Origin of the sequence: Halomonas halodenitrificans DSM 735, assembly GCF_000620045.1 — a bacterium.
GTDB lineage: Bacteria > Pseudomonadota > Gammaproteobacteria > Pseudomonadales > Halomonadaceae > Halomonas > Halomonas halodenitrificans.
Genome location: NZ_JHVH01000002.1, coordinates 206,797 through 233,266, shown reverse-complemented (window position 1 = coordinate 233,266; position 26,470 = coordinate 206,797). Strand labels below are relative to the sequence as shown.

The following is a 26,470-nucleotide window of genomic DNA, read 5'->3' as shown; positions in this document are numbered from 1 at the left end:
TGAAGCCTGGGGCATGGCCGCGGATTCAGGGGCTGGGCGGGCCGCCGATATGCAGGAAGAAGGGGTCGACCCGGTCACCGCCTGGTTTTCCGGCACGTTTGCGCATCTCCGACGGCGTCGCGTCGAAGGCCCTGCGGAAGTGACGCGAGAAGTGAGCGGTATCGGCAAAGCCGCAGCGCTCACCGATCTCGGTGATGCTCTTGCCAGTGTAGTGCAGCAGCCAGAGGCCGTAGCGCAGACGCAGGTCTCGAGAGAACTTGAGGGGGCTGATGCCGAGCGTATCGCGGAATCGCCGCTCCAGGTTGCGGCGCGAGGTGCCGACACGCTCGGCCAGCGCCTCCATCCCCAGCGCCTCCCCCAGGTGCTGTTCGAGCACCGCAATGGCGCGACGAACCAGCCGGTCCTCGACCCTGCCGAATACCACCGGCTGAGGCTGGGGATGGGTGCCGACCCGAGCCTCGTCGAGGAGCATGATGTTCAGGCTCTTCATGGCCCAGGCCTTGCCCTGGTGACGCTCAATCAGGTAAGCCGCCAGATCGGCCGCCGCGGCACCGCCGGCACAGGTCAGCCGATCACCGTCGTCGATGAACAGCCGGTCGGCCACCGGTTCGATGGCCGGAAAGCGCTGGGCCAGCTCACGGTGGTGATACCAGCTGACGCAGCAGCGCCGCCCCTTCATGAGACCCGCCTGGATCAGCGCGAACACCCCGGTACACAGCCCCACTAGCGGAACCCTGGCACCGGCCGCCTCACGCAGGTAGGTCAGGGCAGCACTATCCTGCCGGTCGCCCTCCGCCTGGACGCCCCCCACGACCACGATATAGTCGAACTCTCTCGGGTCGCTGAAAGGCTCACAGGGCGAAATGGCCGCACCGCTGCTGGAGAGCACCGCCTCGCCGTTACTGGCCATGAAGGTCCAGCGACACCGCAGCTGCCGGCTACGGTCGCCCTCATCGGCCGCCAGGCGAAGGCAGTCGACGAAGGCGGCGAATGGCATCAGGGTGAAACGGTGCAGCAGGACGAAGCCGATGGTGAGGGGAACACCTTGAGTTGCGGGGTTGAGGGTCATGTCTGGCGACACCGTGCGATAGCCCGAGAATTCGATTCCTGCTTGTCAGCATACCCCAGCGAAGCCCGGGCCTCGCCACCAAGGAAAACAGAAAGCGAGCCCGGAAAGGACTCGCGGAAACGCTAACACCGCGCCTTCCTTGCCACGAACACCCACGTCCAACCCACTATTATATTTATCTGGACATCTGTCCTGACCGGATCAAACCAACAATAAATTCCTTTCGAATTCGCCAATATGAATCATCGAAAAGGCTATCCAAGCCTTGGTAATTTCAAAAATTGATTGATACAAAACCATCTAAAAATTAGGGAATATTTCCTAAAAATCCACCACCACATCGCCCTTGGGTTTGCTGCAGCACGACAGGATATAGCCTTCTTCAATATCCTCGTCGGTGATGCCGCCATTATGCTCCATCTCTACCTCACCGGACGCGAGCTTGACCTGGCAGGTGCCGCAAATGCCCATTCCGCATGCCTTGGGAATGTGCAGACCGAGCTTGGAGGCCGCGGCATGAACGGTTTCATCGGGAAGGATGCGTACACTCTTGCCCGAGCTCCCAAATTCGATATTGAACATTTCCGCGTAATCGAGCTGTTCCGCGTCGGCTTCGGCTTGCTCGGCGAGTTCCAGCACGTCTTCCTTGACATCGACCGGTATGGCACCAAAAGACTCCTCATGATAGTGCTTCATATCGAAACCACTATCATGAAGAATACGTTTAACTGCATTCATGTACGGCGTAGGGCCACAGCAGAAAATCTCTCGCTCTCTATAATCCGGTGCCATCAGTTCCAGCATTGCCTGGGACAAGTAGCCACGATACCCGTCCCACGCCTCGCCGATATCACTCTTGTTTTCACACACGACATGCAACTTGAACTCGGGTATTCGCGAGAACATATGCATCAGTTCACGATGATATATCACATCGCGTGGGGCACGAGCACTATGAATGAACTCGAGATCGACATCGGCATTGGTATCGAAGAGCCAGCGGGTCATCGACATCAATGGCGTGACTCCTACGCCCCCGGAAAGGAAAAGCACCTTCTCGGCGGGATAGTCGATGATATTGAAATTACCCACGGGGCCGTGCACCGCCAGTTTTTCGCCGGCCTTGAGGTTTTCATGCAGCCAGTTGGACACCTTGCCGCCTGGCAATCGCTTGACCGTGATGGAGAAGCTGTAAGGAACCGACGGGGAACTGGAGATGGTATAGGAGCGCATGACCTGCTCACCCTCGATCTCCAGCTCCAGCGTGACAAACTGCCCCGGCTTGAAGAAGAACATCACCGGCTGCTCGGCCATGAAGCAGAAAGTGCTCGCATCCTGTGTCTCGCGGATCACCTTGACGCATCGCACCAGGTGCCTGCCGTTAGTCCAGGTTTGCGTCGTAATCGGGTTATAGAAGCTCATTGACATTATCGTTTCTACCTGGCAGTACCGCGGCTAGGCCTCGCTGGGCCATAGCGACCGCTACGGCTCAACCCCATCACACCAACATTCTGACCATGCGCCAGGAGACCGACTTATCTGGCAGCGACATGAACATGCCTTGCGCAACATCCAAAGAAGATATTTCCACCCAGTGCGTCGCTGGAGCGCCACTCGGTGTCGCGGGTAGATAACCGAGCCTTCGTCACAAACCTCACACTCAAAATTAATAATAAATTCACAGTAACCTGGCGTCGATCTCGTAGAGAGACGGTGATTTCGAGGACCTTCGGCATGAACCTGATTGCAAGCTCCCACCATGATGACCACCTGACCAGTGCTCGGGAGGCGACCACGGCTCTACTCAGCAATCGAGCCCCCGGCTTTTCGCTGCCTCAACCTTTTTATAACGATGCCCAGCTTTTCTCTCTCGATATGCAGGAAATCTTCGAGAAGGAATGGCTTTTCGCCGGCATGACCTGCGAGATCCCCGCCAAGGGCAACTACATGACCCTGGATATCGGCGACAATCCGGTGATTATCGTGCGTGGTGCCGAAAATCGCATCCACGCCTTTCATAATGTCTGCCGGCATCGTGGCTCACGGTTGTGTATAGAAGAGAAAGGCAAGGTGGCCAAGCTCGTCTGCGGCTACCACCAGTGGACCTACGAACTCGACGGCCGCCTGCTGTTCGCCGGCAGCGATATGGGTGAGGATTTTGATCTCACCAGCTATGGCCTCAAGCCGGTCAGCGTCAAGAATGGCGGCGGCTTCCTCTTCATCAATCTGAGCGATGACCCGCCGGCCATCGATAGTCTTCTGGAGACACTCGATCATTACCTGGAGCCCCACCAGATGGAAAACGCGAAGGTTGCCGTTCAGTCCAGCATTGTTGAACAGGCCAACTGGAAACTGGTGGTCGAGAATAATCGTGAATGCTACCACTGCAACGGCGCCCACCCGGAGCTGCTCAACTCGCTGCAGGAGTTCGACGATAGTGATGACCCTCGCGCAACCCCGGCTTACAAGGCGCTGGTTGCACGCAAACAGGTCGATTGGGACAGCGAAAACATCCCCTGGCAGCTCCAGCGCACGGGCAAGCGTAACCGCCTGACCCGCACGCCGCTGCTGGAAGGCACGGTATCGATGACCATGGACGGCAAGCAAGGTTGCAAGAAGTTGATGGGCCGGTTTACTCACCCGGATATGGGCTCGCTACGCATCCTGAACCTGCCCAACTCGTGGAGCCATTTCCTGGGCGATCACGCCGTGGTGTTTCGTGTCCTGCCGCTAGGACCACAGAAGACCGTGGTGACGACCCAGTGGTTAGTCCACAAAGACGCCGTTGAGGGCGTCGACTATGACCCGGAACAGCTGCGTAGGGTCTGGGATGCAACCAACGCCCAGGACCGCCACCTGGCCGAACAAAACCAGCGCGGCATCAACTCCAAGGCCTACCAGCCAGGCCCCTACTCCAAGACCTTCGAGTTTGGCGTCATCGACTTCGTCGACTGGTACAGCGAACGGATGCTGAGCCATCTCGATGCTTCCGCTCGTTGACTGCTCATAAGCGCCGAACCTCGGTAACCAACTGGCCCGCGTTAACGCGGGCCAGTTCATATATATCGCTCAAGTGCTTATGCATCATTAATCACGCACTCCGCGCCATCGCCACTGAAGTAGGCAATGCACCTCTGCTCTATTTCAGCAGTGCCAGGATCTGTTCTGCCGCTTCGGCGGACGATGCCGGGTTCTGGCCGGTCACCAGCTTGCCGTCCCGCAACACAAAGCTAGCACAGTCGGCGCCCTTCTCGTAGCGTCCGCCAGCGGCTTTCAGCATGTCTTCGACGAGGAAGGGCACAATCTGGGTAAGACCGACGGCCTCTTCTTCGGTGTTGGTAAAGCCCGTCACCAGACGACCCGAGACCAGCGGCTTGCCGTCGGCACCAACGGTATGACGGAACACGGCAGGCGCGTGACAGACGGCACCGACCGGACGATCGGCGGCGGCAAATGCCTCGATCAAGCGCTTGCTATCCGCATCTTCGACTAAGTCCCACAGGGGCCCGTGGCCACCGGGATAGAAGATTGCATCGAACCCGGCTTCTGTTATGTCAGACAGCTTCAGCGTAGTCGCAAGCTGCTTTTGCGTCTCGGCATCGCCCTTGAAACGACGGGTGTCGTCGGTCTGTGCGTCCGCGCCATCGCTGGTTGGATCAATAGGGGGGTGTCCGCCATTGGGCGAGGCCAGGATGACCTCAGCGCCCGCATCCTTGAACACATAGTAGGGCGCGGCAAACTCTTCCAGCCAGAAGCCGGTCTTGTTGCCGGTGTCACCCAGTTGGTCGTGAGATGTCAGAACCATTAGAATTTTCATGATTATTCCTTTCCTTGCTGGCCAACGCAGATCCCGCGTTTTCCGAAGTTTTCGCCGTTGAGAAGGCCGATAAAGGCGGCAGGAGTATAATTCTGCCAACCATTGACGCTGAGCACCCAGCCGCCTGGCGCATAGCCATCGATGCTCGGTAGCTCCTACAGCGCCGCTTCGAGAATGCGGCGGGCATCCTCGGGGCCAATGGCCTGATGTTCACCAAGTGCCGTCATGCCGTGATCCTGCAAGGCAGCAACGATATGGTCGATCCCGGACGCGGAAATATCATAGTCGCCTAACCGCGTCTTGATGCCCATCTGCTCAAAGAAGCCACGTGTCGCCTCGATTACCGCATCGATCCGCGCATCGTCAGATCCTTCACGGATATCCCAGACGTTACCGGCATACTGCAGCAGCTTCTCACGCTTAGGACCGCGTTGATCGTTCATCAGTGATGGCAGCACGATCGCCAGCGTGCGGGCGTGGTCGGTATCATTCAGTGCGGTAATCTCATGCCCGATCATATGGCTGGCCCAATCCTGGGGCACACCGGCACCAATCAGGCCATTCAGAGCCATCGTTGCCGTCCACATCAGATTGGCACGGATATCGTAATCTTCAGGCGTCTCAAGCGCCTTGGGACCAAGTTCGATCAATGTGCGCAACAGGGTCTCGGCGAAGCCGTCCTGAACCCGCGCAGCAGACGGATAGGTCAAATACTGTTCGATCGTATGGATAAAGGCATCCACCACACCATTGGCAATCTGGCGAGGCGGCAGAGTGTAGGTGGTCTCCGGATCCAGCACCGAGAAAACCGGGTAGCAATGAAGGCTACTAAACGGCAGCTTTGCACCCTTCTCAAGGTTGGTGATCACCCCGCCAGAGTTCATCTCCGATCCAGTGGCGGGCAAGGTCAATACTGAGCCGAACGGCAGCGCCTGGCTAATGACTGACCCGCGCGATGTCAGAATGTCCCAGGCATCGCCATCATACTTTGCCGCCGCCGCAATAAATTTAGTGGCGTCGATGACCGACCCGCCGCCAACGGCAAGCAGGAAAGTGATGTTGTTTTCGCGAATCATCTCAACGGCTTTCAGCGCCGTGGCATAGCGTGGGTTAGGCTCAATGCCACCAAACTCAAGCACTGTCCGCCCGGCAAGCGCCTCGCGCACCTGGCCCAGAACACCGGTACGCTCGGCACTGCCGCCTCCATAGAGGGCCAAAACCTTTGCCTCTGCAGGAATCTGATCCTTCAGCTCTGCGATGGTGTCTTTGCCAAACAAAATGCGGGTAGGGTTGTGAAAATTGAAATTTTTCATATCAGTTTCCTTTGATTTAAGCATGCAGGCGGAGATCAACACTTCCGCGGATAATGTTGGAGTATGGGCAAATGAACCGAAAATCGATCATCAGCTTAGGGCTGAGCTTTCCGAGCGTCCGTCCGTTGTCGTCGCAGCGTTTTATGAAAGCCTTTCATGGCATACCTCACGCAAACAGACCGGTCGTCTATAAACTAGTCAAAAAAATTCGATCACCCAGGAGGTATAAGTCTCTTTGTCGCTTTCATGGCGGACCTCAGCGGCGCGTCATCATGCGAAAGGCTGGCAACAAGACTGGCTCCCAGCCATTGGTGATAGATCATCTCCGCCATAGCAGCGGGATCATCGATTGAATCAATCGAACCTTCTGCAATGCCCTGCTCCAGGGTTTTCGTCAGGTGCGCGACAACTTCGGCAACGCCTAGCTGTAAAATCTTGCTCATATCCGCCGACAGGTCGGCCACTTCTGCTGACAGCCTGACCACGAGACAACGGTCTTCAGGGTTGGGACTGATCTGTTTCTGGTGCCAGTCCTCAAAATAGGCGAGAAACCGTGTGCGCGCATCCAGTGCCGAATGTGTGAGCAAACTACCAAGCCGCTCTCGATACTCCTGGACAAAATCTTCCAGCAGGGCGCACCCATAGGCCTCCTTCGAGGCGAAATAATGATAGAACGAGCCTTTTGGAACGCTCGCTTCTTTTAGCAGTATGCCAAGGCCCAGCCCTATATAGCCATGTTTGGCTGTCAGGCGGCGTCCTGTAGTCAGGATCTGGGAGCGGGTATCTTGATTGCGCATGTTCATGGCAAGCCATTATAAAGCCACTAGACCGATTGTCTAGCGGCCCATTGAAACTTGCACAATTCCCCGGTTCTCGACAATTCCTCCAACCGTCTCCAACGCCTCCGAAAGGCCATCCTCAGGAAGGCGTCGGTCATCGAGGCGCCGCCCTCCGCCAACCCATGACGGGGCGACGCCCTACCCCGAGAAGCACAACGCCGCTTTATCGATCAGGCAGCACGTGCGGCGAGGCTACCATGAGGGTCGATGACAAACTTCTTGGCGACGCCACCATCAAAGTCGGCGTAGCCCTGGGGGGCCTCGTCCAGTGAAATAATCTGCACATTGACCGCCTTGGCAACCTGTACCCGCTCGAAGAGGATCGCCTGCATCAACTGGCGGTGATACTTCATCACCGGGCACTGGCCGGTATGCAAGGAGTGGGACTTGGCCCAGCCTTGGCCGAGACGCAAGGACAGGTTGCCGCTCTTGGCCTCATCGCTTGCGGCTCCCGGGTCCTCGGTGACGTAAAGCCCCGGAATGCCAATCTGACCGCCGGCACGGGTGATATCCATGCAGGCGTTCAACACCGTGGCAGGCTGCTCGTGAGAGTGGTCATGTCCATGGCAGCGTGCCTCGAAGCCGACGGCATCCACGGCACAATCCACCTCCCTCTCACCGAGAAGCGGCTCGAGCATTTCCGCCATGGGGGTATCCTGACGCAGGTCCAGGGTCTCACAACCGAAGCTTCTGGCTTGCTCGAGACGCTGCGGGTTCATGTCACCGACGATGACGCAGGCCGCTCCCAACAACTGGGCGGACACCGCTGCCGCCAGGCCTACCGGACCGGCACCGGCGATGTAAACGGTACTGCCCGGCCCCACCCCGGCGGTCACGCAACCATGGAAGCCGGTCGGGAAGATATCCGACAGAAGCGTGAGATCCTGCATCTTGTCCATGGCGATATCCCGGTCGCGGAACTTCAGCAGGTTGAAGTCCGCATAGGGCACCATGACGTACTCGGTCTGGCCGCCGACCCACCCGCCCATGTCCACGTAGCCGTAGGCGGCGCCCGGACGAGCCGGGTTGACGTTGAGACAGATGCCGGTTTTACCCTCTTTACAGTTGCGGCAGCGCCCACAGGCGATATTGAAGGGCACGGAGACAATATCGCCGGCCTTGATAAACTCCACATCGCGCCCGCACTCGATGACCTCTCCGGTAATCTCATGCCCCAGGACCATGCCCGCCGGGGCCGTGGTGCGACCGCGCACCATATGCTGGTCGCTGCCACAGATGTTGGTCGCGACCACCTTCAGAATGACGCCGTGCTCACACTTGCGATTGCCCAGCGCCAGCTCGGGAAACGGAATCGACTGAATGTCGACGCTACCGGGTCCTGTGTAGATGACCCCACGGTTGACTGCCGTCATGGTTGCTCTCCTTCGGTTTTTTGTTTTCAGCGGAAGCTCCGCACCTCGACCATAGCGCCTGTACACGCCGGGACTGTTCTCCATGAGGCATTGCCATATCTAATCGAGACATCGAGGCAGCAAGCCAAACTCCCGATACGGATGCCACACACGCGCTAGCGCAGCACCTTTTCGTCTCTAAGCAGCGTAACGATCGCCTCGGCGCCCTGTTCCGGCGTCATGTCGGTCAGCACCTGCCCACCGGCCGAGGCCTTGGCGGTGGCGGCCTTCATCCGCTCGGCACCGGTCTTGGCCTTGATCACCTTGAGCCGTTTCGGCCTGGGCCGCGCGGGCTGCAGTCGTGCCTCCTCCAGCAGCATGTCCTCCACCACCGCCACATCCTGCGGCCGTAACTGACCGCGCCGAGCGGGGCCAAAGGCGCTTTGCCTGGCCTCAGGCGCCGCATTATCGACACTGGCCACAAAGGGCAGACGCACCTGCAGGCGGCGACGCTGACCCCGGGGCAGGGCCTGCAGGACCTGAGCCACGCCTTCCGTCACGCTTTCCACCTCGACCAGCCCCACCACCAGCGGCCAGTCGAGCTGTTCGGCCAGCAGATAGGGCAGCATCCCGGAGCCTTCCCCGACTTCCGCCTGGCTGCCGGTCAGGACCAGTTGGGCACCGGCATCCCGCAGATAATCGCCCAGCGCCGGCACTACATCGGCCCGGGGAGGCTGTTGCAGCACCGTCATCTCCGCCAGCCCCATGCCCAGATAGGCACGCAGCGCCTCCACCTGAGGATCACCGGCGTGCAATAGTTGAAGCTCCTTGCCCGCCAGGCGCAGGCCCAACTCTACGGCCCGGGCGTCCTGCTCGGCACGTCGGGCACGCCCCGTGACCGGATGCGCACCGACGGACACCAGGGTGATGACGTTCAACAGATTATGCGGCATCGCGTATTCCTCCCTGGCGGAGCGCATCGACACGATCGATCAGCGCCTGGAGAATCGCCGTCGAGTCACCGATCACGGCAAGGTCGGCGCGCTTGACCATGTCGCAGCCGGCATCCTGATTGATGGCCACCACCTTGTCGCACGTGGCGATGCCTTGCAGGTGCTGAACGGCCCCGGAAATCCCCACCGCCAGGTAGACCCGCGCGGTGACCCAGGTGCCGGTCGCACCGACCTGACGATCGCGGGGCATGAACCCATCATCGACCGCCACCCGCGACGCCCCTTCGGTGGCGCCGAGTTCGCGCGCGGCCTGATGGAACAGATCCCAATCCCGAACACCGTTGCCACCGGAGAGAATGAACTCGGCTTCGGCCATGGGCGTCAGCGCCGGATCAACGGCGACGGCACCGCGGTTATCGAGGCGCGCCGCGCCATGAACGAGCACGTCTTCCAGTTCGATGGCGCGAACTTCGTGACGCGTATCGCCCACCGGGTCGGCACACTCCGCCGCGGCCAGTATCAATCGCGGTGCGCGACGCACCAGGTCCTGCTGCCCTCCACCGGCCCGGCCGACACACTGGCCGTCGGCCATCTGCCAGACGCGGGTGGCCGGACGCTCGCCGAGTTTGGCCGCCAGCCGGCGACCCAGCTCACCACCACCGGTGCGGCTGTCCGGTATCAACCAGTGGCGCGGGGCCAGCTGGGCATCCACCGCCCGGAGCATCATGACTCGCTGCTCCGGTGAATAGCCCGCGACGGCCTCGCTCGAGATATGCAGCAGACGGTCGATACCGGCGGTGTCGAAGGCACTCTCCTTGTGCTCCCCGAAGACCACCGCGACCACCGCGCCCTCACTGCCGGCAAGCGTGTTGGCCAGGCCGAACAGGTCCTTGTCGTGACTGCTCAGACGGCCACCGATCATGTCCGGCACCACCACGATATGAAAGGCAGGCTGCTCGATGATGTGCAGCGGCAGCTGTACCGCCGCATCGACGCGGGCACGCTGGCGGCTGCCACCCTGCTGGGCACCGCTACGGTCGATACGCTTGAGCCCATTGGGGCCAGCGAAGCCTAGCGCATGGGGGTTCTTGCGGATCAGGCCGCTGAGCCCCACCCAGCTAGCCTCGAGCGGCTGCATCGAGGCATGCAGCGGATGCAGGCGGTTACGGGCGATCCACTCGCTACGCGGGTCGCGGCGAAGACTATCGGTCATCAGTGCACCTCCAGGACGTCGGGGCGGGCCACCGGCTTTTGCGTCGCCGGCGCGGGCGCGTCAACCAGTGCGTCTGCGACCAGCTCGGCGATATCCTTGACGTGTGGCCGAGGCTCGACCACGCCTTCGAACATCGCGGTACACTGCGGGCAGCCCACGGCCACCAGCTCGGCACCGGTTTCCTTGATGTCGTTCATGCGCATATCGGGGATTCGCTGCTTACCGGGAATATCGGTGATCGGTGCACCGCCGCCGCCGCCACAGCAACGCGAGCGGAAACCGGATCGCTCCATCTCCTTGACCTCAATGCCGATGGCCTTGAGCACGCTACGCGGGGCCTCGTATTCGCCGTTGTAGCGACCGAGGTAGCAGGGGTCGTGATAGGTGACGCTGCCTCCCTTGTGCTGGCCGAGGGTGAGTCGCTTGTCGGCGATCAATTCATCCATGTAAGTACTGTGGTGCAGCACCTGATAATTGCCGCCCAGTGCACCGTATTCATTTTTCAGCACATGGAAGCTGTGCGGGTCACAGGTCACAATCCTGTCGAAGCGGTATTGCGCCAGGCTGGCAATGTTGCGCCGGGCCAGGCGCTGAAAGGTTGCCTCATCACCCAGGCGTCGCGCCACATCGCCACTATCGCGCTCTTCCTGCCCCAGCACGGCGAAGTCGACACCCGCCGCCTTGAGCACCTTGACGAAGGCCCGCAAGGTACGCTGGTTACGCATGTCGAAGGCCCCATCGCCGACCCAGAACAGAACGTCCGCCTGCTTCTTCTCGCTCATCAACGGCAAATTGAGATCGGCGGCCCAGTTCAGGCGCCCTCCGGGATTGAAACCGCCGGGATTGTCGGTGGCGATCAGGTTGTCGAGAACCTCAGCACCCTTGTTTGGCGTGGCGCCCTGCTCCAGGGTCAGATGGCGACGCATGTCGACGATGGCGTCGACGTGCTCGATCATCATCGGGCACTCCTCGACACAGGCGCGACAGGTGGTGCAGGACCATAAGGTATCGGCATCGACCAACCCCTTGCCCTGCAGATTGACGATGGGCTGGTGCGGGCCGCCACTGTGCTCCCCCAGCGGAACGCCCGGATAGGGGCTGCCGGCAAAATCGGCATCGTTGCCACCGGCCAGGCCGATGACCATGTCTTGTATCAATTTTTTCGGATTCAGCGGCTGGCCGGCGGCGAAGGCCGGGCACGCCGCTTCGCACTTGCCGCACTGCACGCAGGCATCGAAGCCGAGCAGCTGATTCCAGGTAAAGTCAGTGGGCTTTTCCACGCCCAGCGGGGCATCCGGCGCCTCCAGGTCCAACGCCTTGAGGCCGGTCGAGCGACCGCCCCCAAAGCGTTCGGCACGACGATGCCAGGCCAGATGCAGGGCGCCCGCGAAGGCGTGCTTCATGGGCCCGCCCCAGGTCATGCCGAAAAACATCTCGGCAATGCCCCAGGCCACGCCAGCCGACAGGAGCAACGCGAGGCCCCATCCCCCCACATCGCCCGGTAGAATGCCGGCCACCGGCAGGGTCACGACAAAGAAGCTCACCGAGAACATCAGCAGGCTTTTGGGTAATCGGTCCCAGGGCCCCTTGGACAGGCGCGCCGGCGGGTTGCGACGACGCTTGGCGACGAACAAGGCGCCACAGAACATCAGCACGGTGGCACCCAGCAGGGCGAAGCCCAAGAGGCGATGATGCAGGCCGAAACCGTGCACGATGATCGCCAGCAACGCCGCCAGCACGAAGCCTCCCGCAGTGGCGACGTGGGTCCGGGACATGTAGGTGTCGCGCTCCACCACCCGGTGCAGGTCGACCAGGTAGCGGCGCGGCATGGCCGCCAGCCCCCGCATCAATGACACCGGCGACGGGCGTCCCTGGCGCCACAAGCTCACGCGCCGCCAGGCACCCAGCAGCATCAGGGCCAAGGCACAGAACATCAGTATGGGCAGGAGGGTATCGAGCATTCGGGCTCACCTCGCAAACTTGGAGTTATTAGGCGACCCGGCTGCCACGCACGGGCCGCTGAAAGCGTCATGGGCGAGCGCCATAAACGTATGCCTAGAAGTCCTTGCAAAGGCGCAGGGCATCGTAAATCGCCGCATGGGTGTTGCGCGGTGCGGTACAGTCCCCCAGACGGAACAGCAGGAAGCCATCCCCCTCCTCCGCCAGACAGGGTTGTGGCTGAATGGCGTAGAGCGCCTCCAGGTCCACCTGCCCCTTGTTACGCGACTGCTCCTTGAGGCCGTAATAGAGCACTTCATCCGGCCGGATGCCGTTCTCCACCACCACCTGATCGACCACTCGCTCCTCCTGGGTACCGCTGTACTCGTTTTCGAGCACTGCCACCAGAGCGTCACCCTCACGATAGACCCGGCGCAGCATCAGGTCGGAGGTCATGATCACCTCCTTCTCGTAAAGGCTGCGGTAGTAGGTCGGGAAGGTGGTGCCCCCCGCGGCACAGCCAGGCTTGATGTCATCGGTGACGATCTCGACCTTGGCCCCCTTGTCGGCCAGAAAGTCCGCGGCGGACACCCCGGCAAACTCACAGATGGAATCGAAGATCAGCACGTTCTTGCCCGGCTCGACATGACCACTAAGGACATCCCAGGTACTGACCACCAGGCTCTCGTCAGAATTCTCGGCGTAGCCCCACTCCGCGTGCTGATCGAGGAAGGGGCGGCCACCGGTGGCCAGCACCACAATATCCGGGGCTAGATCCTTGATCGCTGCTTCATCGGCACGGGTGGCCAGGCGCAGATCGATACCGAGGCGCGTCAACTCGAGCTGATACCAGCGGGTAATACCCGCGATCTGGTCACGCTGCGGCGCCTTGGCGGCGATGGTAATCTGCCCGCCCAGGGCATCGCTTGTCTCGAACAGGGTCACGTCGTGGCCACGCTCGGCTGCCACACGCGCCGCTTCCATCCCGCCCGGACCACCGCCGACCACCACCACCTTGCGCCTGGTGCCGGAGGTCTTCTCGATGATGTGCGGCAATCCCATGTATTCGCGGGTGGTCGCGGCATTCTGGATGCACAGTACATCCACCCCCTGGTACTGGCGGTCGATGCAGTAATTCGCCCCGACGCACTGCTTGATCCGGTCGACCTGGTCCATCTTGATCTTGGCGATCAGGTGAGGGTCGGCGATGAGGCCACGGGTCATGCCGACCATGTCGACGTAACCGCCTTCGAGAATACGCGTGGCCTGGTTCGGGTCCTTGATGTTCTGCGCGTGCAACACCGGGGCCTTGACCACCGCCTTGATCCCCGCGGCCAGATGCAGGAAGGGCTCCGGCGGGAAACTCATGTTGGGAATGGCATTGGCCAGGGTGTTGTGGGTGTCGGCGCCCGAACCGACCACGCCGATGAAGTCGAGCATGCCGGTGTCATCGTAGTACTTGGCAATCTGCTTCATGTCCTCGTGGGACAGGCCATCGGCATGGAATTCATCGCCGGACAGCCGCATGCCCACGCAGAAGTCGTCACCGACCTCGGCGCGCACCGCCTTGAGTACCTCCAGGCCGAACTTCATGCGGCCCTCGAAGGTACCGCCCCACTCATCGGTACGCTTGTTGACCCGCGGGCTCCAGAACTGGTCGATCATGTGCTGGTGCACGGCGGACAGCTCGACGCCATCCAGCCCACCGGCCTTGGCCCGACCCGCCGCCTTGGCGAAGTCACCGATGATGCGCCAGATCTCTTCCGGTTCGATGGTCTTGCAGGACGCACGGTGGATCGGCTCACGGATGCCGGACGGCGACAGCAGCGTCGGCCAATCATTACCATGCCAGCTCGTGCGGCGCCCCATGTGGGTAATCTGGATCATGATCTTGGCGCCATGCTTGTGCATCGCATCCGCCAGGTTCTGAAAGTGTGGAATGATTCGGTCGGTGGAAAGGTTCACCGAGCTCCACCACTCATGCGGGCTGTCGATGGAGACCACCGAAGAGCCGCCACAGATGGCCAGGCCCACGCCACCCTTGGCCTTCTCTTCGTAATACTTGACGTAACGCTCGGTGGTCATGCCGCCGTCGGTGGCGATGACCTCAGCATGGGCCGTCGAAATCACACGGTTGCGGATGGTCAGTTTGCCGAGTTGAATCGGCTGGAACATTGCTTCGAAGGCCATAAGAGATTCCTCGACTTAGAGCGGCTTGACGATGAAGAGACCGTGATCGTGACCTTCCTGTGACGCCCCGTATACCTGTTCGGCACGCGTGCGAATGCTGCTGCCCTGGGCCTCAAGGATCTGGTCCATGGCTCCGGCGAACCAGCCGGTGAACATATAGTCGACCTTGCGCCCACATTGACCGTAGACATAGACGAAGGCGGAGTGGTCGAGGCGAACCTCACAGGTCCCCTTATCGAGATCGATCGATAGCGTCTCGAACAGACCCCAGCCACGCTGCGAGAGGCGTTTCATATAGTGCTCAAACACGGCCACGCCAGACAGGCCATGGCACTCGGCCTCCTTCTCGCACCAGTGCCAAGCCGACTTGTAACCCGCCTTATAAAGAATCTCGGCATAGGCCTCGGCGCCCAGCACCTCTTCGATCCCCCTATGGTTATTCACAAAGAAATGACGCGGCACATAGAGCATCGGCAGGGCATCGGTCGTCCAGACACCGGTTTCGCTATCAACTTCTATGGGCATCTCGGGGGCATGTGTCGCCATGTGTATAAACTCCCAGAATCGATTGATTATCTTGACCGACCAGCCCACTCGCGTGATGAGTAACCTGCGCGTGGCGCCGGAAAAGAGGCGAGTTATGCGCCCCAGACGTCCTTGAGCACGCGGGTCCAGTTTTCGCCCATTACCTTGCGTACCACAGACTCGGACATGCCTCGCCTCAGCAGGGTCTCGGTGAGATTGGGAAATTCCCCGACGGTGCGAATGCCTTGCGGATTGATGATCTCGCCGAAGCGAGTCAGGCGACGAGCGTAACCCTTATCGTGAGTCAGCCACTCGAAGAACTCCTGGCCATGGCCCTGGGTAAAATCGGTACCGATGCCAATAGCATCCTCGCCCACGATATTCATGATGTATTCGATCGCCTCGGCATAATCGTCGATGGTCGAGTCGATACCCTTGGCGAGGAAGGGAGTGAACATGGTCACACCGACAAAGCCACCATGGTCGGCGATAAACTTCAGCTCTGCGTCGGATTTGTTGCGGGGGTGTTCTTTCAGGCCGGAGGGTAGGCAGTGTGAATAGCACACCGGCTTGGAGGACTCGAGGATCACCTCCTCACTGGTCTTGCTGCCGACATGGGATAGATCGCACATGATGCCAACACGATTCATCTCGGTAACGATCTCGCGGCCGAAATCGGACAGGCCGCCGTCACGCTCGTAGCAGCCGGTACCGACCAGGTTCTGGGTGTTGTAGCACAGCTGTACAATGCCCACGCCAAGCTGCTTGAACACCTCGACGTAGCCAATCTGGTCCTCGAAGGCATGGGCATTCTGGAAACCGAAGATGATGCCTGTCTTGCCCTGAGTCTTGGCCGCATAAATATCCTCGGTAGTGCGCACCGGGATCACCAGGTCGGAGTTGTCGCGAATCAGCTTCTGGTTGGCGACAATGTTGTTAACCGTGGCCTGGAACCCCTCCCAGACAGAGACGGTACAGTTGGCCGCGGTCAGGCCGCCTTTGCGCATGTCTTCGAACAGTTCGCGGTTCCACTTGGCGATGATCAGACCATCGATAACAATGGCATCGTCGTGCAGGTCGGCTGGGGTCATGGGTGGCTCCATCATTGTTATGTAAAACTGCCACCAGCATAGCCCTCCGCCTTGGCGCCTCAGCGCCTGGAAACGACCGCAGAAATTCCAAAAACGTCATGCATGTCGAAAACGCGACACGCCCAGGGCTCCGGCGAAGATCGCGCTTGCGTGTCTATCGCTCTCTCACGAATCGAGCCGTACGCTGCCATACGTGGGCTCACCCTGCGCCTGACTCAAGGCACTCGTGGCGGCAGAGGCTGGCTCTTCCACCACGGGTACGAAAGTAGAGCCCTTTAATGCCGCCGTGACTCCCTCCTCCACTTTCACCGGCCCCCTGCCCAGCGAATGCCACCGGCGCTCATTCCTGGGCGGTATGCCGAAGTATTCGCGATAACACTTGGAGAAGTGCGGTGTGGAGACGAAGCCGCATACCATGGCCACCTCGATAATCGATATCGAACTTTGCCTGAGCAACTGCCGAGCCCGGGTCAAGCGCAATCTCAGATAGTAGCGTGACGGTGTACAGCTCAGATTATTCTGGAACAACCGCTCCAGTTGACGACGCGACACCCGCACATAGCTCGCCAGCTCATCGAGGCTGATGGGCTCCTCGAGATTAGCCTCCATCAAGGCGACAGCCTCCAACAGCTTGGGCTGCGTGGTTCCCAGCACATGCTTCAACGGTATGCGTTGCTGATCCTGTTCGCCGCGCATCCGCTCATAAATAAACATCTCAGAGATAGCCGCCGACAGTTCACGGCCATGATCGCGACCGATCAGCGTCAGCATCATGTCCAATGGGGAAGTTCCCCCCGAAGAAGTAACACGATCGCGGTCGATGGAGAACAGACGGTGAGTCAGCAACACTTTCGAAAAGGCCTCCTGCATAGCGGTTAGGCACTCCCAGTGAGTACTGACCTCGTAGCCGTCCAACAAGCCCGCCTGAGCCAACGCCCAGCTCCCGGTACAGATCGCACCCAAACGCCGTGACCGTCTCGCCTGAGACTGAAGCCAGGTAATATGCTCAGGCTTGACGCTACGCTGATGCGCTACACCACCGCAGACAATCACCGTATCCAGCGTAGGGGCTGTCGAGGTAGCCAGGTCTGGCGTAATCTGAAGGCCATCGCTGGCGTGAACCGGCGCACCATCCAGACTCAAGGTATACCAGCGGTAGAGCTTACGTCCCGTCAGCTGGTTGGCCATGCGTAGTGGACCAATCGCCGATGCCAGTGAAATCAGCGTAAAGTTGTCCATTAGCAAAAAGCCTAGAGTCTGCGGAGTAGCAGCGCTATTCACCACCTCAGGAGCCTCTTTCATGGGTACCTCCTACTTTCAGCCTACCCAACCCTAAACTAACAAGGGTAATGGGAGGTCAGTTGCATAAATTATATTTATTCAAATCATGCCCGGGACAACGAGACACCCGACGCGATTCAAGCTTTATCAAGGCGATATATACGGCTGTCGCCGAGGCATCAGGCGTTCGTTGCCCGGCTCTCTGGCCAGCCTGTTCGACTCGATTGGGCCTCAACGGCGTGCGTCGGTCAAGCCACCGCAGGCGTGGGCCACTGTCGCTGTGAAGGCCCGGGGAGGGATTCGATCATCCCTGTTGGCATCGGATAGTCGCGCGCCATGCCTGGTGCAACAAAAAGGCGCCGAGGATCCTCATCCTCGGCGCCTTGCGTCTGCCTAACGACTCCTTATCATTCCCTCCCAGGAGGTCTTGGCAGATAACACTATTGCGATGTTTTCTGGAAAGCGTTTCGCCTAGTCACCAGCGATACCCCAACATAGCAGACCGAGGACACGGCACAGCCCGTCAACGGCCCGATCAACCAGCCCACGTCGGCGAACAGCATCATGTAGCCGCTGACGGTAAAGCCGGACAGCATGGCGACCAGCGCCCCCCAGGCCGAGCCCTGCCAGAAGGTGGAGATAAACACCGGCCCGATCATGCTGGCCAGCAGGGTACCGGTGCCGAGAATCCCCAGCCAGGAGAGCATGAAGGGCGGCGCATAGAGCATCATCAACAGCGCGACGATACCCAGGGCCACGACGGCCAGGCGATTGATCCACAGCACCAGCCGCTGGCTATGGAGCAGATTGTTGAACAGGGCGAGGCGCAGGTCATGGGAGGTCGCCGAGGCAACGGTGTGCAGCAGCGAGTTCGCGGTGGACTTCATGGCGAACAGGATGAATAGGGTGATAAAGCCCTGCAGTGCTGGGTGCATGAAGTGCTCGAGATAGGCCGGCATGGCGTTGTCCGGGTCGGCCAGGTCGGGCATCTGGGCCCTCATATAGAGGCCAACGAGCGGCACCAGGCTCAACAATGCCCCGATGATCGCCACATACACGCCCGCCTTGTGCAGCTTGACGTCCGGCTTGAAGGCCAGAAAGCGGATCGCCATGAACGGCAAGACGGCGGCGAACAGGAAGGCATAGGGCAGCACCAGGAACACCGTCGCCGGGCTGTCGCCATAATGCGCCCCGGTGGTGGGATTCAGGAGTTCGGGGTCAATGGCATTGAGCGACGCCTCCCAGGTGCCGAGATCTATCGACGTGAAGATCTGCACCATGATGATGACGGCGGCGACCGACATGCCGCAGACCATCACGGTATCGGTCCAGGCGACAGCGGCCAGGCCGCCCAGCATGGTGTAGAGGATGATGACGCCGACCATCAGCAGGGCGCTCTGGGTCAGCTCGATACCCAGCCAGCTCGCCCCCAGCAGGCCGACGGCCTTGATCTGGCTAGTTAAAAACACCAGCAGCAAGAGGATGGTGATAAGCGCCGCCACTCCCTGGACGAGCCGACCCATGTTGCCGCCGCCATGAATCTGGGCGATATACTCAGGAATAGTGTTGCTGCCCATGTCGATGGCCTTGCGCTGCAGGAAGCTCGCGAAGTACAACACGGCGATCATCATCGCCGGGGCGAAGAAGAAATTGCCCAGCACCTCGATGGCGCCGAACTGGTAGGTCACGCCCGGTGACCCCATGAACCCCCAGCCGCTGAAGCCGGTGGCGACGATGGTACTGGCACCGACGAAGGCCCCCAGCGAACGCCCGGCGACAAGAAAGCCTCCTTCATCACTTTTCTGCATCATCCGGGACGAAAGGAAGCCCAGGTAGATCATCAGGCCGAAGGTGAGAAACAGAAGCCCCCAGTTGAACAGCTTGTAAGAATCCATGATTACCGCCTCGCCGACTCATTGGTGGACTTTCGTTTCAGCTCTCTGCGCAAATAGGCGGAGCCGGCATGGACCAGCATGTAGATTGTCAGTATGAGAAAGGTGGTCAGCACCCAGGAGTTCATCGTCATTTCCTCTTGTTATTGATCGACAGTAAGGCGTCTAGCCGCACATTGCCTAGCCCGGCACTTTCAAGGTATTTTAGAGCTCCTCCGGCATCCAATTTGTAACGCAAATCCTCCTATAAAGCACAAAAATGGCGCTCCAATGAAGAACATACCGACGGACCTCCTGCGTACCTTCGTCACCATCAAGGACCTGGGAGGTTTTACCAGCGCCGGCGAGCTCCTGGGCCGGTCACAGCCCGCCATCAGCCTGCAGATAAAAAAACTCGAAGCCCTCCTTGAAACACAGATATTTCTTAGGGGCGCGAGCCTTGATTTGACTGAAGATGGCGAGTATCTCTACCAGGCGGCAAGGCAGATGCTTGAAATAAATGACCGCACCGTGGCCCGGCTGAAAGGGGAAAACATATCCGGCAGGGTTCGCCTGGGCATTCCCAACGACTTCGAGCTCGCCTTTCTCCCGAAGGCATTGAGAAGTCTTGCCCGTATCTATCCTAATATTATGGTCGAGGTCGACTGCGCTATCAGCAAGGTGATCTACCAGCGTTTTCAGAAGCATCATTATGATATCTGTCTGGTCATGGAGCCGGAGAGAGAGAAGGAAGATCGAGACGATCGCGACTATCGAACCGACCGGCTGACCTGGGTAGTCAACCAGGGTCATCTTGCCGACTCGGATATCGTGCCATTGGTGACTTACCCCCAGGGCTGTGTCTATCGATCCATGCTGGAAGGATGCATGGCCAAGGGGGAAAGACCCTATCGCATCGTCTATACCAGCCCTAGCCTGCTGGGGATCATGTCGGCCGTTGAAGAAGGGCTGGGGCTGACCGCCATGGCCGCTTCGGTGGTGCCCCACCACCTCACCAAGCTGTCGGAGGCGGAGGGGCTGCCAGAGCTGGGGTCGGTCAGCACCGGCCTCTATTACCGCGAAGAGGAGCTGAGCGTGGCCAGCCGTCACGTTCTCGACTTCCTGCGTGCCGGACTGGCCAATCTAGTGCCTCACCCGATCCTTGGCGAGCACTGAGGCGGCTCAACGAATGATGTTGTGCTCCGGGCCGTACGGGAAGCCGGTGATATTGTCGGCGCCATGCTCGTTGACCACCAGGATATCGTGCTCGCGATAACCGCCGGCACCGGGTTGGCCCTCCGGTACGGTGATCATGGGCTCCATGGAGACCACCATGTTGGGCTCGATCACTGTCTCGATGTCCTCACGCAGCTCCAGACCCGCCTCGCGGCCGTAGTAGTGGCTCAGGGTGCCGAAGGAGTGGCCGTAACCGAAGGTGCGGTACTTGAGCAGGTCGTGCTTGGCGAAGATTTCGTTGAGCTCATGGGCGATGTCACAGCAACGCACGCCGGGCTTGATCAGCTCCTGACCACGGCGGTGCACCTCGCAGTTCACCTCCCACAGACGCAGGTGCTCATCCGAGGCATGGCCGAGGAACAGCGTGCGCTCCAGAGCGGTGTAGTAGCCGGAGATCATCGGGAAGGTGTTCAGGCTGAGGATATCGCCGGGCTGCACACGGCGGCTGGTCACCGGGTTATGGGCACCGTCGGTGTTGATACCGGACTGGAACCACACCCAGGTATCCATCAGCTCGCTGTTGGGGTAGGTCTTGGCGATCTCACGCACCATGGCGGCCTGACCGGCCAGCGACACCTCATATTCCGGCACACCGGCGTAGATGGCATCGCGCACGGCCACGCCGCCCACATCGGCGACACGGGCGCCCTGGCGAATCAACGCGATTTCCTCGTCGGACTTGACCATGCGCATCTGCATGGTGGGTACGCCGGCGTCCACCAGCTCGACGTTACCCAGCGCATCGAGGAGCTTCTGCTGGTTCTGCAGCGTCATGTGGTCGTACTCGACGCCGACGCGACGCTTGCCCTCGCAGAGCTGCTTGACGGCCTTGAAGAAGTTGTCCTTCTGCCAGTCGGTGTAGACGATGTTGTCGCCCAGACGGTTGCGGCGATAGGGCTGCCCCCCGTCGATATTGGCGGTCACGGTGGTGAAGCTGTCCTGGGTCACCACCAGGCCGTAGTCGCGGCCGAACTTGCAGTAGACGAAGTCACTGAAGTAGTTGATGTTGTGGTAAGAGGTCAGCACGACGGCGTCGACCCCGCTCTTCGCCATGTAGTCGCGCAGGCGAGCGAGACGCCCCTGCATCTCGTTATCGGAGAATGTCGGCACGACCTTCTCACCATTGGGAATCTCGATCAGTGACGGCAGTTGCATGTTGTTCTCTCCTCTTGTGTCAACGGAATCGTCATACCAGCCAGGCGCTTCCGGCCTTCAGTGCCGGTACCGAGACGCCCCTCGCTTGCCATGCTGTACGGGTTACTGCTGGTAGGAATGACTATGGCCAGACACCTGCCGTTGCACCAATGACTAGTGCAAATGCCCCCATTGGCGAGCGCAATATGCTTGATATGATAGCCGACAGTCGTCGTCAGGAAGCGTTGTGGCGCCCCTGCCGGCGAGCCTCCCGTGGGGCCTGGCCATGGCGTTCGCCGAAGGCCCGCGAAAAGCTGGACGCGGAGGAGAAGCCACAGGCCAGGCCGATGGCGAGCACGTCCATGTCGGTTTCGACCAGCAGGTAGTGGGCGCGTTCCAGGCGCAGGCCGAGGTACCAGCGCCGCGGGGTGGTGGCGAGATGGCATTCGAAGAGGCGCTGCAATTGGCGTAAGGAGACGCCGCAACGGTGGGCAATATCCGCTATCGACAAGGGCGCTTCCAAGTGACGCTCCATCAGCGCTACCGCCTCCACCAGGCGGCGATTATGGGTCCCCAGGCGTCGCGCCAGGGTCATTCGCTGCTGGTCCCCGCGGCTGCGCAGCCGCTCGTGGATCAGCTGCTCGGAGACATCGATGGCCAGCCGGGTACCGTGGCGCCGAGCGATCACCGCCAGGGCCATGTCCATGGCCGCGGCCCCTCCAGCGCAGGAGAAGCGCCGCTCGCCGAGCTCGAACAGCTCATCGGAGGTGGGAATGGCGGGGAAACGTTCATGGAAGGCGGGCAGGCTCTCCCAGTGCAGGGTGACCCGCTCGCCCTTCAGCAGGCCGGCGGCGGCCAGCAGGAAGCAGCCGGTATCCAGCCCTCCGAGGGCGCTCCCGGCCTGGTCGAGGCGGTGCAGCCAGGCCATCAGCGGGCGTTCGAGGTAGGCCTCGGGCTCGAAGCCGCTGCACACCGCCAGCGAGGGAAGATGGCGCACCTTGTCGATGGCGCAGTCGACGAGCAGGGTCATGTCGTTGCTGGCGGTGACCGGCTCGCCATCGACGCTGACCAGGGTCCAGTCGAACAGCGGCCGACCGCTGATGCGATTGGCGATACGCAGCGGCTCCACCGCGGCGAAGAACGCCATCATCGAGAACCGCGGCAGTAGTAGAAACCCCACCTGTTCGGGCAACGGGCCCGTATACTCCAGTCGCACGCTCTCCCCTTTTCATCGGCTGTGGCTTCTTTCACCCGCCACTCGTCACCAGGCCTTGCCACCCTACTGGCTTGGGCCCGGCTTACGCTTGGCTTGCGCCTCAGTCGTCGGTCATCATCAGGTCGCGCAGCTTCTGCTCGTCGAGCACGGTGAGTCGCTGGCGGTCGATATTGATGGCGCCGCTGTCGCGCAGCTTGGCCAGCAGCCGGGAGAGGGTCTCCGGCGTCACCGCCAGCTGGGCGGCGAGCCAGCGCTTGGGGATGGTCAGGCGAACCACCCGGGGTTCCTTGCCACGCCCCGACGGCAACTGGCGCAGGATATAGCTGACCAGTCGCGACATGGCATCCCCCTGGGTCAGCAGCGCCATGTCCTCGAGGCGGTCGGTGAGTTCAAGCGCCAGGCGACTCATGAACTCCGCACGGCATTCGGGGTGACGGTCCATGGCCTCGCGACAGCGCTCGGCGGGAATCGACAGGACATGGGTGCGACGCAGCGCCTCACAGGAGTAGAGGTACACGCCCTCCCGGGACACCATGCTCAGCTCACCCAGGGTGCCGCCGCGCTCCACGCAGCGGATGGTGGCCAGCCGGCCGTCGCCGGCGCTACGCACCAGGCGCATCGCCCCGCTGATCACGATATGCAACCACTCGGCGGGGGTGTCCTGGCGAAACAGCCATTCCCGGCTGGCCAGGGTGCGGGGCTCACAATCCTCGAGCAATGCCTCGACCTCTTCATCGGAGAGTGCGCCCAGCCACGGCACGCCGCGCACCAGATCACGCAACTGGCGCGGCTTGAACAGCAGGTCAGCGGCCGAACTGGGCGGCTGGGCATTATCCATCGGCATGTTGTTCCTCCACATCGGTATCGGCGTCGACCAGCGAGGGCTCGGCAGGACGACGGGCGCTGTCCCCGGCCGGTCGACGCAGGGGCACAGAGGCCCCTCTTCGCCCACCAATACGCCGCTTACTAGTTGCTACAGACTACCAGATTGGCCCCGCCACGGCCCTGGCCAAGGGCCCGATGCGGGTCAATCGGGGCGTCATGAGTATCAAATGGATCGCGACGTCCGGGGACGGCGCCTCCCCACGGACACGACCTAGGCGTCGGCCTCGGCGGGGACGGGCGCGTCCTCCCACAGCGGCTCGGCCTGGCGGGTGACACAGCCCGAGTCATGGGGCAGCACCATGGCCACGAAGTTGCAGGGCCGGGTGCGGGCATCGAGCTGTTCCACCAGGATACCGTCCCAGGCGGTGGCGCAGGCCTTGGGCGAGCCGGGCATGGCAAACACCAGGGTGCGGTCGATCACGCCGGCCACGGCACGGGACTGAACGGTGGAAGTGCCGATGTCGGCCAGCGACAGATGACGAAACAGCTCGCCATAGCCATCGATGGCCTTGTCGAACAGCGGGGCCAGCGCCTCCGGCGTCGTGTCCCGGGCCGTGAAGCCGGTGCCGCCGTTGACCAGTACCACCTGGATGTCGTCGCGTACCACCCACTTGGAGACCACCGCACGGATGCGATAGATATCGTCGGGCACGATGTGTCGCTCCACCAGCATATGGCCGGCATCGGTCAGGCGGGCGGAGAGCAGGTCACCGCTGCCGTCCTCGTCGAAGCCGCGGGTATCGGAGACGGTGAGCACGGCGATGCCGAGGGGAGCGAAGGGAGTCCGGGCGTGGACATGGGCCATGGGGTCCTCCTCGCCGCCCCGTCCGGGGCGGCGTGATCTGGCTGCTGGGGATCGTCGACTCGGGGTCTGACCCCGAGTCGACCTCGCGGCGCGGGAACCTTCCCGCGCCGGCGGGACTACTGCATCAGGGCGCTGCCGCTTTCGTCGTCGAGGCTGATCCCCTCGACGCCGATCTCGGACTGCAGCGCCATCAGGTAGTGGCGCAGGGCGCGGCGGGTGGACTGCTCGCGAAGGCTGTGGCGGACATGCTCGGCGACCTCTTCATAGGGGCGCTCACGTCCCTCCTGCCGGGCGTCGATGCTGATCACGTGCCAGCCGTAGCGCGAGGCGAGCGGGCGGTCGTGGAGGCCCTCGTTCAAGTGCTGCAGGGCACCGTCGAGCTCGGCCACGGTCTGTCCCGGGGCCAGCCAGCCCAGCTCGCCGCCCTCCTCCTTGGAGGGACAGGCGGAGTGGCGCTGGGCAAACTCGGTAAAGCGCTCGGGGTGCTCGACCAGCTGCTTGACGAGTTTCTCGCCCAGGCGATAGCCGGCATCCCGGGCCTCGGCGTCGTCCGGCGCCGCGGCCAGCAGGATGTGACGAACCCGCAGCCGCGTCGGCTCGCTGAAGCGCTCGGCGTGGGTGGCGTGGAAGCGCCGACAGTCCTCCTCCGAGGGCTCGGGCACGTTCAATTCCTGCTCCAGCAGGACGGCGATGACGGCGTCGTCCTCGTCGAGGTCTGCTCCGCTGGCCTCGGCCAGGCCCAGGTCGGCGGCGCGCTGGCGGAGCAGTTCCCGCACGACCAGGGCCCGGGCCGCCTTGAGCTGGGCGGTTCCGGCGCTGTCTGCCGGGTGGTACTGCATCTCCTGGGCGATGTCGGCCTCCGCAATGATGGCCTCGCCGACCCGGATGGGTGGGGGGCTCGCGCCCCCGGGAATCATCTCGATATCGATCTTTTGCATGACTAAAATCCTAGGAACTTTTTTCAAGCGGCCTGGACAAAGGGGCTTTTCCGGCGGCAGGCCTCCTCTTCGACCTGCCCCCGGCGCCCCTGCCAGAAACGTGGGCAAGACCTGTGCTCAGCCCCGCTTGCGAACCAGCTGGTAACGACGGGTCACGTAGCCGAAGGGCACGCTCCACACGTGCACCAGGCGTGAGAACGGGAACAGCAGAATGATGGTCATTCCCAGGAAGATATGCAGCTTGTAGATCCAGGAGACCTCGGCCATGAAATCGGCCGCCCCACCACTGAAGAAGATGATCGACTGCGCCCAGCTGGAGAGCGTCAGCATCATCGCCCCATCCAGGTGACCCAGCGAGAAGATGACGGTGATCAGACCCAGGAACGCCTGGAAGACGATCAGGCCAAGAATCACGGTATCCATCCGACTGGAGGAGGCACGCACGCGGGGGTTGGTGATCCGGCGATGCAGCAGCATGGCACCGCCCACGAGGCAGGCAATGCCTGCCGCTCCACCGACGATGATGGCGATCAACTGCTTGGTGCCGGCGTGCAGGAAGGGAGCATAGACCCAGTGCGGGGTCAGCATGCCGAACAGGTGGCCGAAGAAGATCACGATGATGCCGACATGGAAGAGATTGCTGGCCAGACGCATGTTCTTCGAGGTGAGCATCTGGCTCGAGCCGGTCTTCCAGGTGTATTGCCCATGGTCGTATCGCAGCAGGCTGCCGACCAGGAACACCGTACCGGCCAGATACGGATAGTAGCCGTAGATCAGGTGTTGCAGATATTCGGAAAACATGGT

22 protein-coding genes are annotated in these 26,470 nt (G+C 61.2%); 2 read left to right on the top strand and 20 right to left on the bottom strand.

Annotation, left to right across the window (positions count from 1 at the left end; all coding sequences use genetic code 11):
* Nucleotides 1-25: 25 nt before the first annotated feature.
* Both Q358_RS0102965 and Q358_RS0102960 read right to left on the bottom strand, forming a co-directional pair.
* Nucleotides 26-1,069 (bottom strand): GlxA family transcriptional regulator, encoded by a 1,044-nt coding sequence (locus tag Q358_RS0102965; RefSeq protein WP_027960683.1) that lies wholly within the window; start codon nucleotides 1,067-1,069, stop codon nucleotides 26-28.
* A gap of 321 nt (nucleotides 1,070-1,390) precedes the next feature.
* A complete protein-coding gene (locus Q358_RS0102960; RefSeq protein ID WP_027960682.1) occupies nucleotides 1,391-2,497 on the bottom strand; it encodes an FAD-binding oxidoreductase in 1,107 nt (368 codons plus the stop codon).
* A gap of 306 nt (nucleotides 2,498-2,803) precedes the next feature.
* Here Q358_RS0102960 and Q358_RS0102955 point away from each other — a divergent pair, with 306 nt between their 5' ends.
* Nucleotides 2,804-4,069: an aromatic ring-hydroxylating oxygenase subunit alpha gene (locus tag Q358_RS0102955; protein WP_027960681.1), complete on the top strand. Its 1,266-nt coding sequence runs from the start codon at nucleotides 2,804-2,806 to the stop codon at nucleotides 4,067-4,069.
* A 139-nt stretch (nucleotides 4,070-4,208) separates the two neighbouring features.
* On the opposite strand, the gene Q358_RS0102950 is transcribed toward Q358_RS0102955, so the two are convergent.
* The 12 genes from Q358_RS0102950 to Q358_RS0102895 all read right to left on the bottom strand — a co-directional run bounded on the left by Q358_RS0102950 (nucleotide 4,209) and on the right by Q358_RS0102895 (nucleotide 19,476).
* A complete protein-coding gene (locus Q358_RS0102950; protein ID WP_027960680.1) occupies nucleotides 4,209-4,886 on the bottom strand; it encodes a type 1 glutamine amidotransferase domain-containing protein in 678 nt (225 codons plus the stop codon).
* Nucleotides 4,887-5,041: 155 nt separating this feature from the next.
* Nucleotides 5,042-6,199 carry an iron-containing alcohol dehydrogenase gene (locus Q358_RS0102945; RefSeq protein ID WP_027960679.1) on the bottom strand — a complete coding sequence of 386 codons (1,158 nt, stop codon included), beginning with the start codon at nucleotides 6,197-6,199 and terminating at the stop codon, nucleotides 5,042-5,044.
* Between the two features lie 212 nt (nucleotides 6,200-6,411).
* On the bottom strand, nucleotides 6,412-7,002 hold the full coding sequence (locus Q358_RS0102940; RefSeq protein ID WP_027960678.1) for a TetR/AcrR family transcriptional regulator: 591 nt from the start codon (nucleotides 7,000-7,002) through the stop codon (nucleotides 6,412-6,414).
* A 206-nt stretch (nucleotides 7,003-7,208) separates the two neighbouring features.
* Nucleotides 7,209-8,411, bottom strand: a complete 1,203-nt coding sequence (gene fdhA, locus Q358_RS0102935; protein ID WP_027960677.1) for a formaldehyde dehydrogenase, glutathione-independent — start codon at nucleotides 8,409-8,411, stop codon at nucleotides 7,209-7,211.
* 155 nt (nucleotides 8,412-8,566) lie between these two features.
* A complete protein-coding gene (gene etfB / locus Q358_RS0102930; protein ID WP_027960676.1) occupies nucleotides 8,567-9,343 on the bottom strand; it encodes an electron transfer flavoprotein subunit beta in 777 nt (258 codons plus the stop codon).
* Nucleotides 9,333-10,556 (bottom strand): electron transfer flavoprotein subunit alpha, encoded by a 1,224-nt coding sequence (etfA, locus tag Q358_RS0102925; RefSeq protein ID WP_027960675.1) that lies wholly within the window; start codon nucleotides 10,554-10,556, stop codon nucleotides 9,333-9,335. Before etfA ends, etfB begins: the two co-directional genes overlap by 11 nt.
* Entirely contained in the window at nucleotides 10,556-12,517 is a 1,962-nt protein-coding gene (gene dgcB, locus Q358_RS0102920) for a dimethylglycine demethylation protein DgcB (protein ID WP_027960674.1), read from the bottom strand. The genes etfA and dgcB overlap by 1 nt, the downstream gene beginning before the upstream one ends.
* 94 nt (nucleotides 12,518-12,611) lie before the next feature.
* Nucleotides 12,612-14,684, bottom strand: coding sequence for a dimethylglycine demethylation protein DgcA (gene dgcA / locus Q358_RS0102915; RefSeq protein ID WP_027960673.1), 2,073 nt, complete (start codon nucleotides 14,682-14,684; stop codon nucleotides 12,612-12,614).
* Between the two features lie 15 nt (nucleotides 14,685-14,699).
* On the bottom strand, nucleotides 14,700-15,230 hold the full coding sequence (locus Q358_RS0102910) for a 4-vinyl reductase (protein WP_027960672.1): 531 nt from the start codon (nucleotides 15,228-15,230) through the stop codon (nucleotides 14,700-14,702).
* A 92-nt stretch (nucleotides 15,231-15,322) separates the two neighbouring features.
* Nucleotides 15,323-16,300: a dipeptidase gene (locus Q358_RS0102905; RefSeq protein WP_027960671.1), complete on the bottom strand. Its 978-nt coding sequence runs from the start codon at nucleotides 16,298-16,300 to the stop codon at nucleotides 15,323-15,325.
* Between the two features lie 165 nt (nucleotides 16,301-16,465).
* Nucleotides 16,466-17,602 carry a choline metabolism transcriptional regulator GbdR gene (gene gbdR / locus Q358_RS0102900; protein WP_051530144.1) on the bottom strand — a complete coding sequence of 379 codons (1,137 nt, stop codon included), beginning with the start codon at nucleotides 17,600-17,602 and terminating at the stop codon, nucleotides 16,466-16,468.
* Nucleotides 17,603-18,021: 419 nt separating this feature from the next.
* Nucleotides 18,022-19,476 (bottom strand): sodium:solute symporter family protein, encoded by a 1,455-nt coding sequence (locus Q358_RS0102895; protein WP_027960669.1) that lies wholly within the window; start codon nucleotides 19,474-19,476, stop codon nucleotides 18,022-18,024.
* A 267-nt stretch (nucleotides 19,477-19,743) separates the two neighbouring features.
* On the opposite strand from Q358_RS0102895, the gene Q358_RS0102885 reads away from it, so the two are divergent.
* Nucleotides 19,744-20,628, top strand: a complete 885-nt coding sequence (locus Q358_RS0102885) for a LysR substrate-binding domain-containing protein (RefSeq protein ID WP_027960668.1) — start codon at nucleotides 19,744-19,746, stop codon at nucleotides 20,626-20,628.
* Between the two features lie 6 nt (nucleotides 20,629-20,634).
* On the opposite strand, the gene Q358_RS0102880 is transcribed toward Q358_RS0102885, so the two are convergent.
* The 6 genes from Q358_RS0102880 to narI form a co-directional block, all read right to left on the bottom strand.
* Nucleotides 20,635-21,843: a M24 family metallopeptidase gene (locus Q358_RS0102880; protein ID WP_027960667.1), complete on the bottom strand. Its 1,209-nt coding sequence runs from the start codon at nucleotides 21,841-21,843 to the stop codon at nucleotides 20,635-20,637.
* A 214-nt stretch (nucleotides 21,844-22,057) separates the two neighbouring features.
* Nucleotides 22,058-23,038: a GlxA family transcriptional regulator gene (locus Q358_RS0102875; RefSeq protein ID WP_027960666.1), complete on the bottom strand. Its 981-nt coding sequence runs from the start codon at nucleotides 23,036-23,038 to the stop codon at nucleotides 22,058-22,060.
* Nucleotides 23,039-23,138: 100 nt separating this feature from the next.
* Nucleotides 23,139-23,882, bottom strand: a complete 744-nt coding sequence (locus Q358_RS0102870) for a Crp/Fnr family transcriptional regulator (RefSeq protein WP_245598261.1) — start codon at nucleotides 23,880-23,882, stop codon at nucleotides 23,139-23,141.
* 252 nt (nucleotides 23,883-24,134) lie between these two features.
* Entirely contained in the window at nucleotides 24,135-24,728 is a 594-nt protein-coding gene (gene moaB, locus Q358_RS16410; protein WP_051530143.1) for a molybdenum cofactor biosynthesis protein B, read from the bottom strand.
* 116 nt (nucleotides 24,729-24,844) lie between these two features.
* Nucleotides 24,845-25,666, bottom strand: coding sequence for a peptidylprolyl isomerase (locus Q358_RS0102860; protein WP_027960664.1), 822 nt, complete (start codon nucleotides 25,664-25,666; stop codon nucleotides 24,845-24,847).
* Nucleotides 25,667-25,783: 117 nt separating this feature from the next.
* Nucleotides 25,784-26,467, bottom strand: coding sequence for a respiratory nitrate reductase subunit gamma (narI, locus tag Q358_RS0102855; RefSeq protein WP_027960663.1), 684 nt, complete (start codon nucleotides 26,465-26,467; stop codon nucleotides 25,784-25,786).
* Nucleotides 26,468-26,470 lie beyond the last annotated feature (3 nt).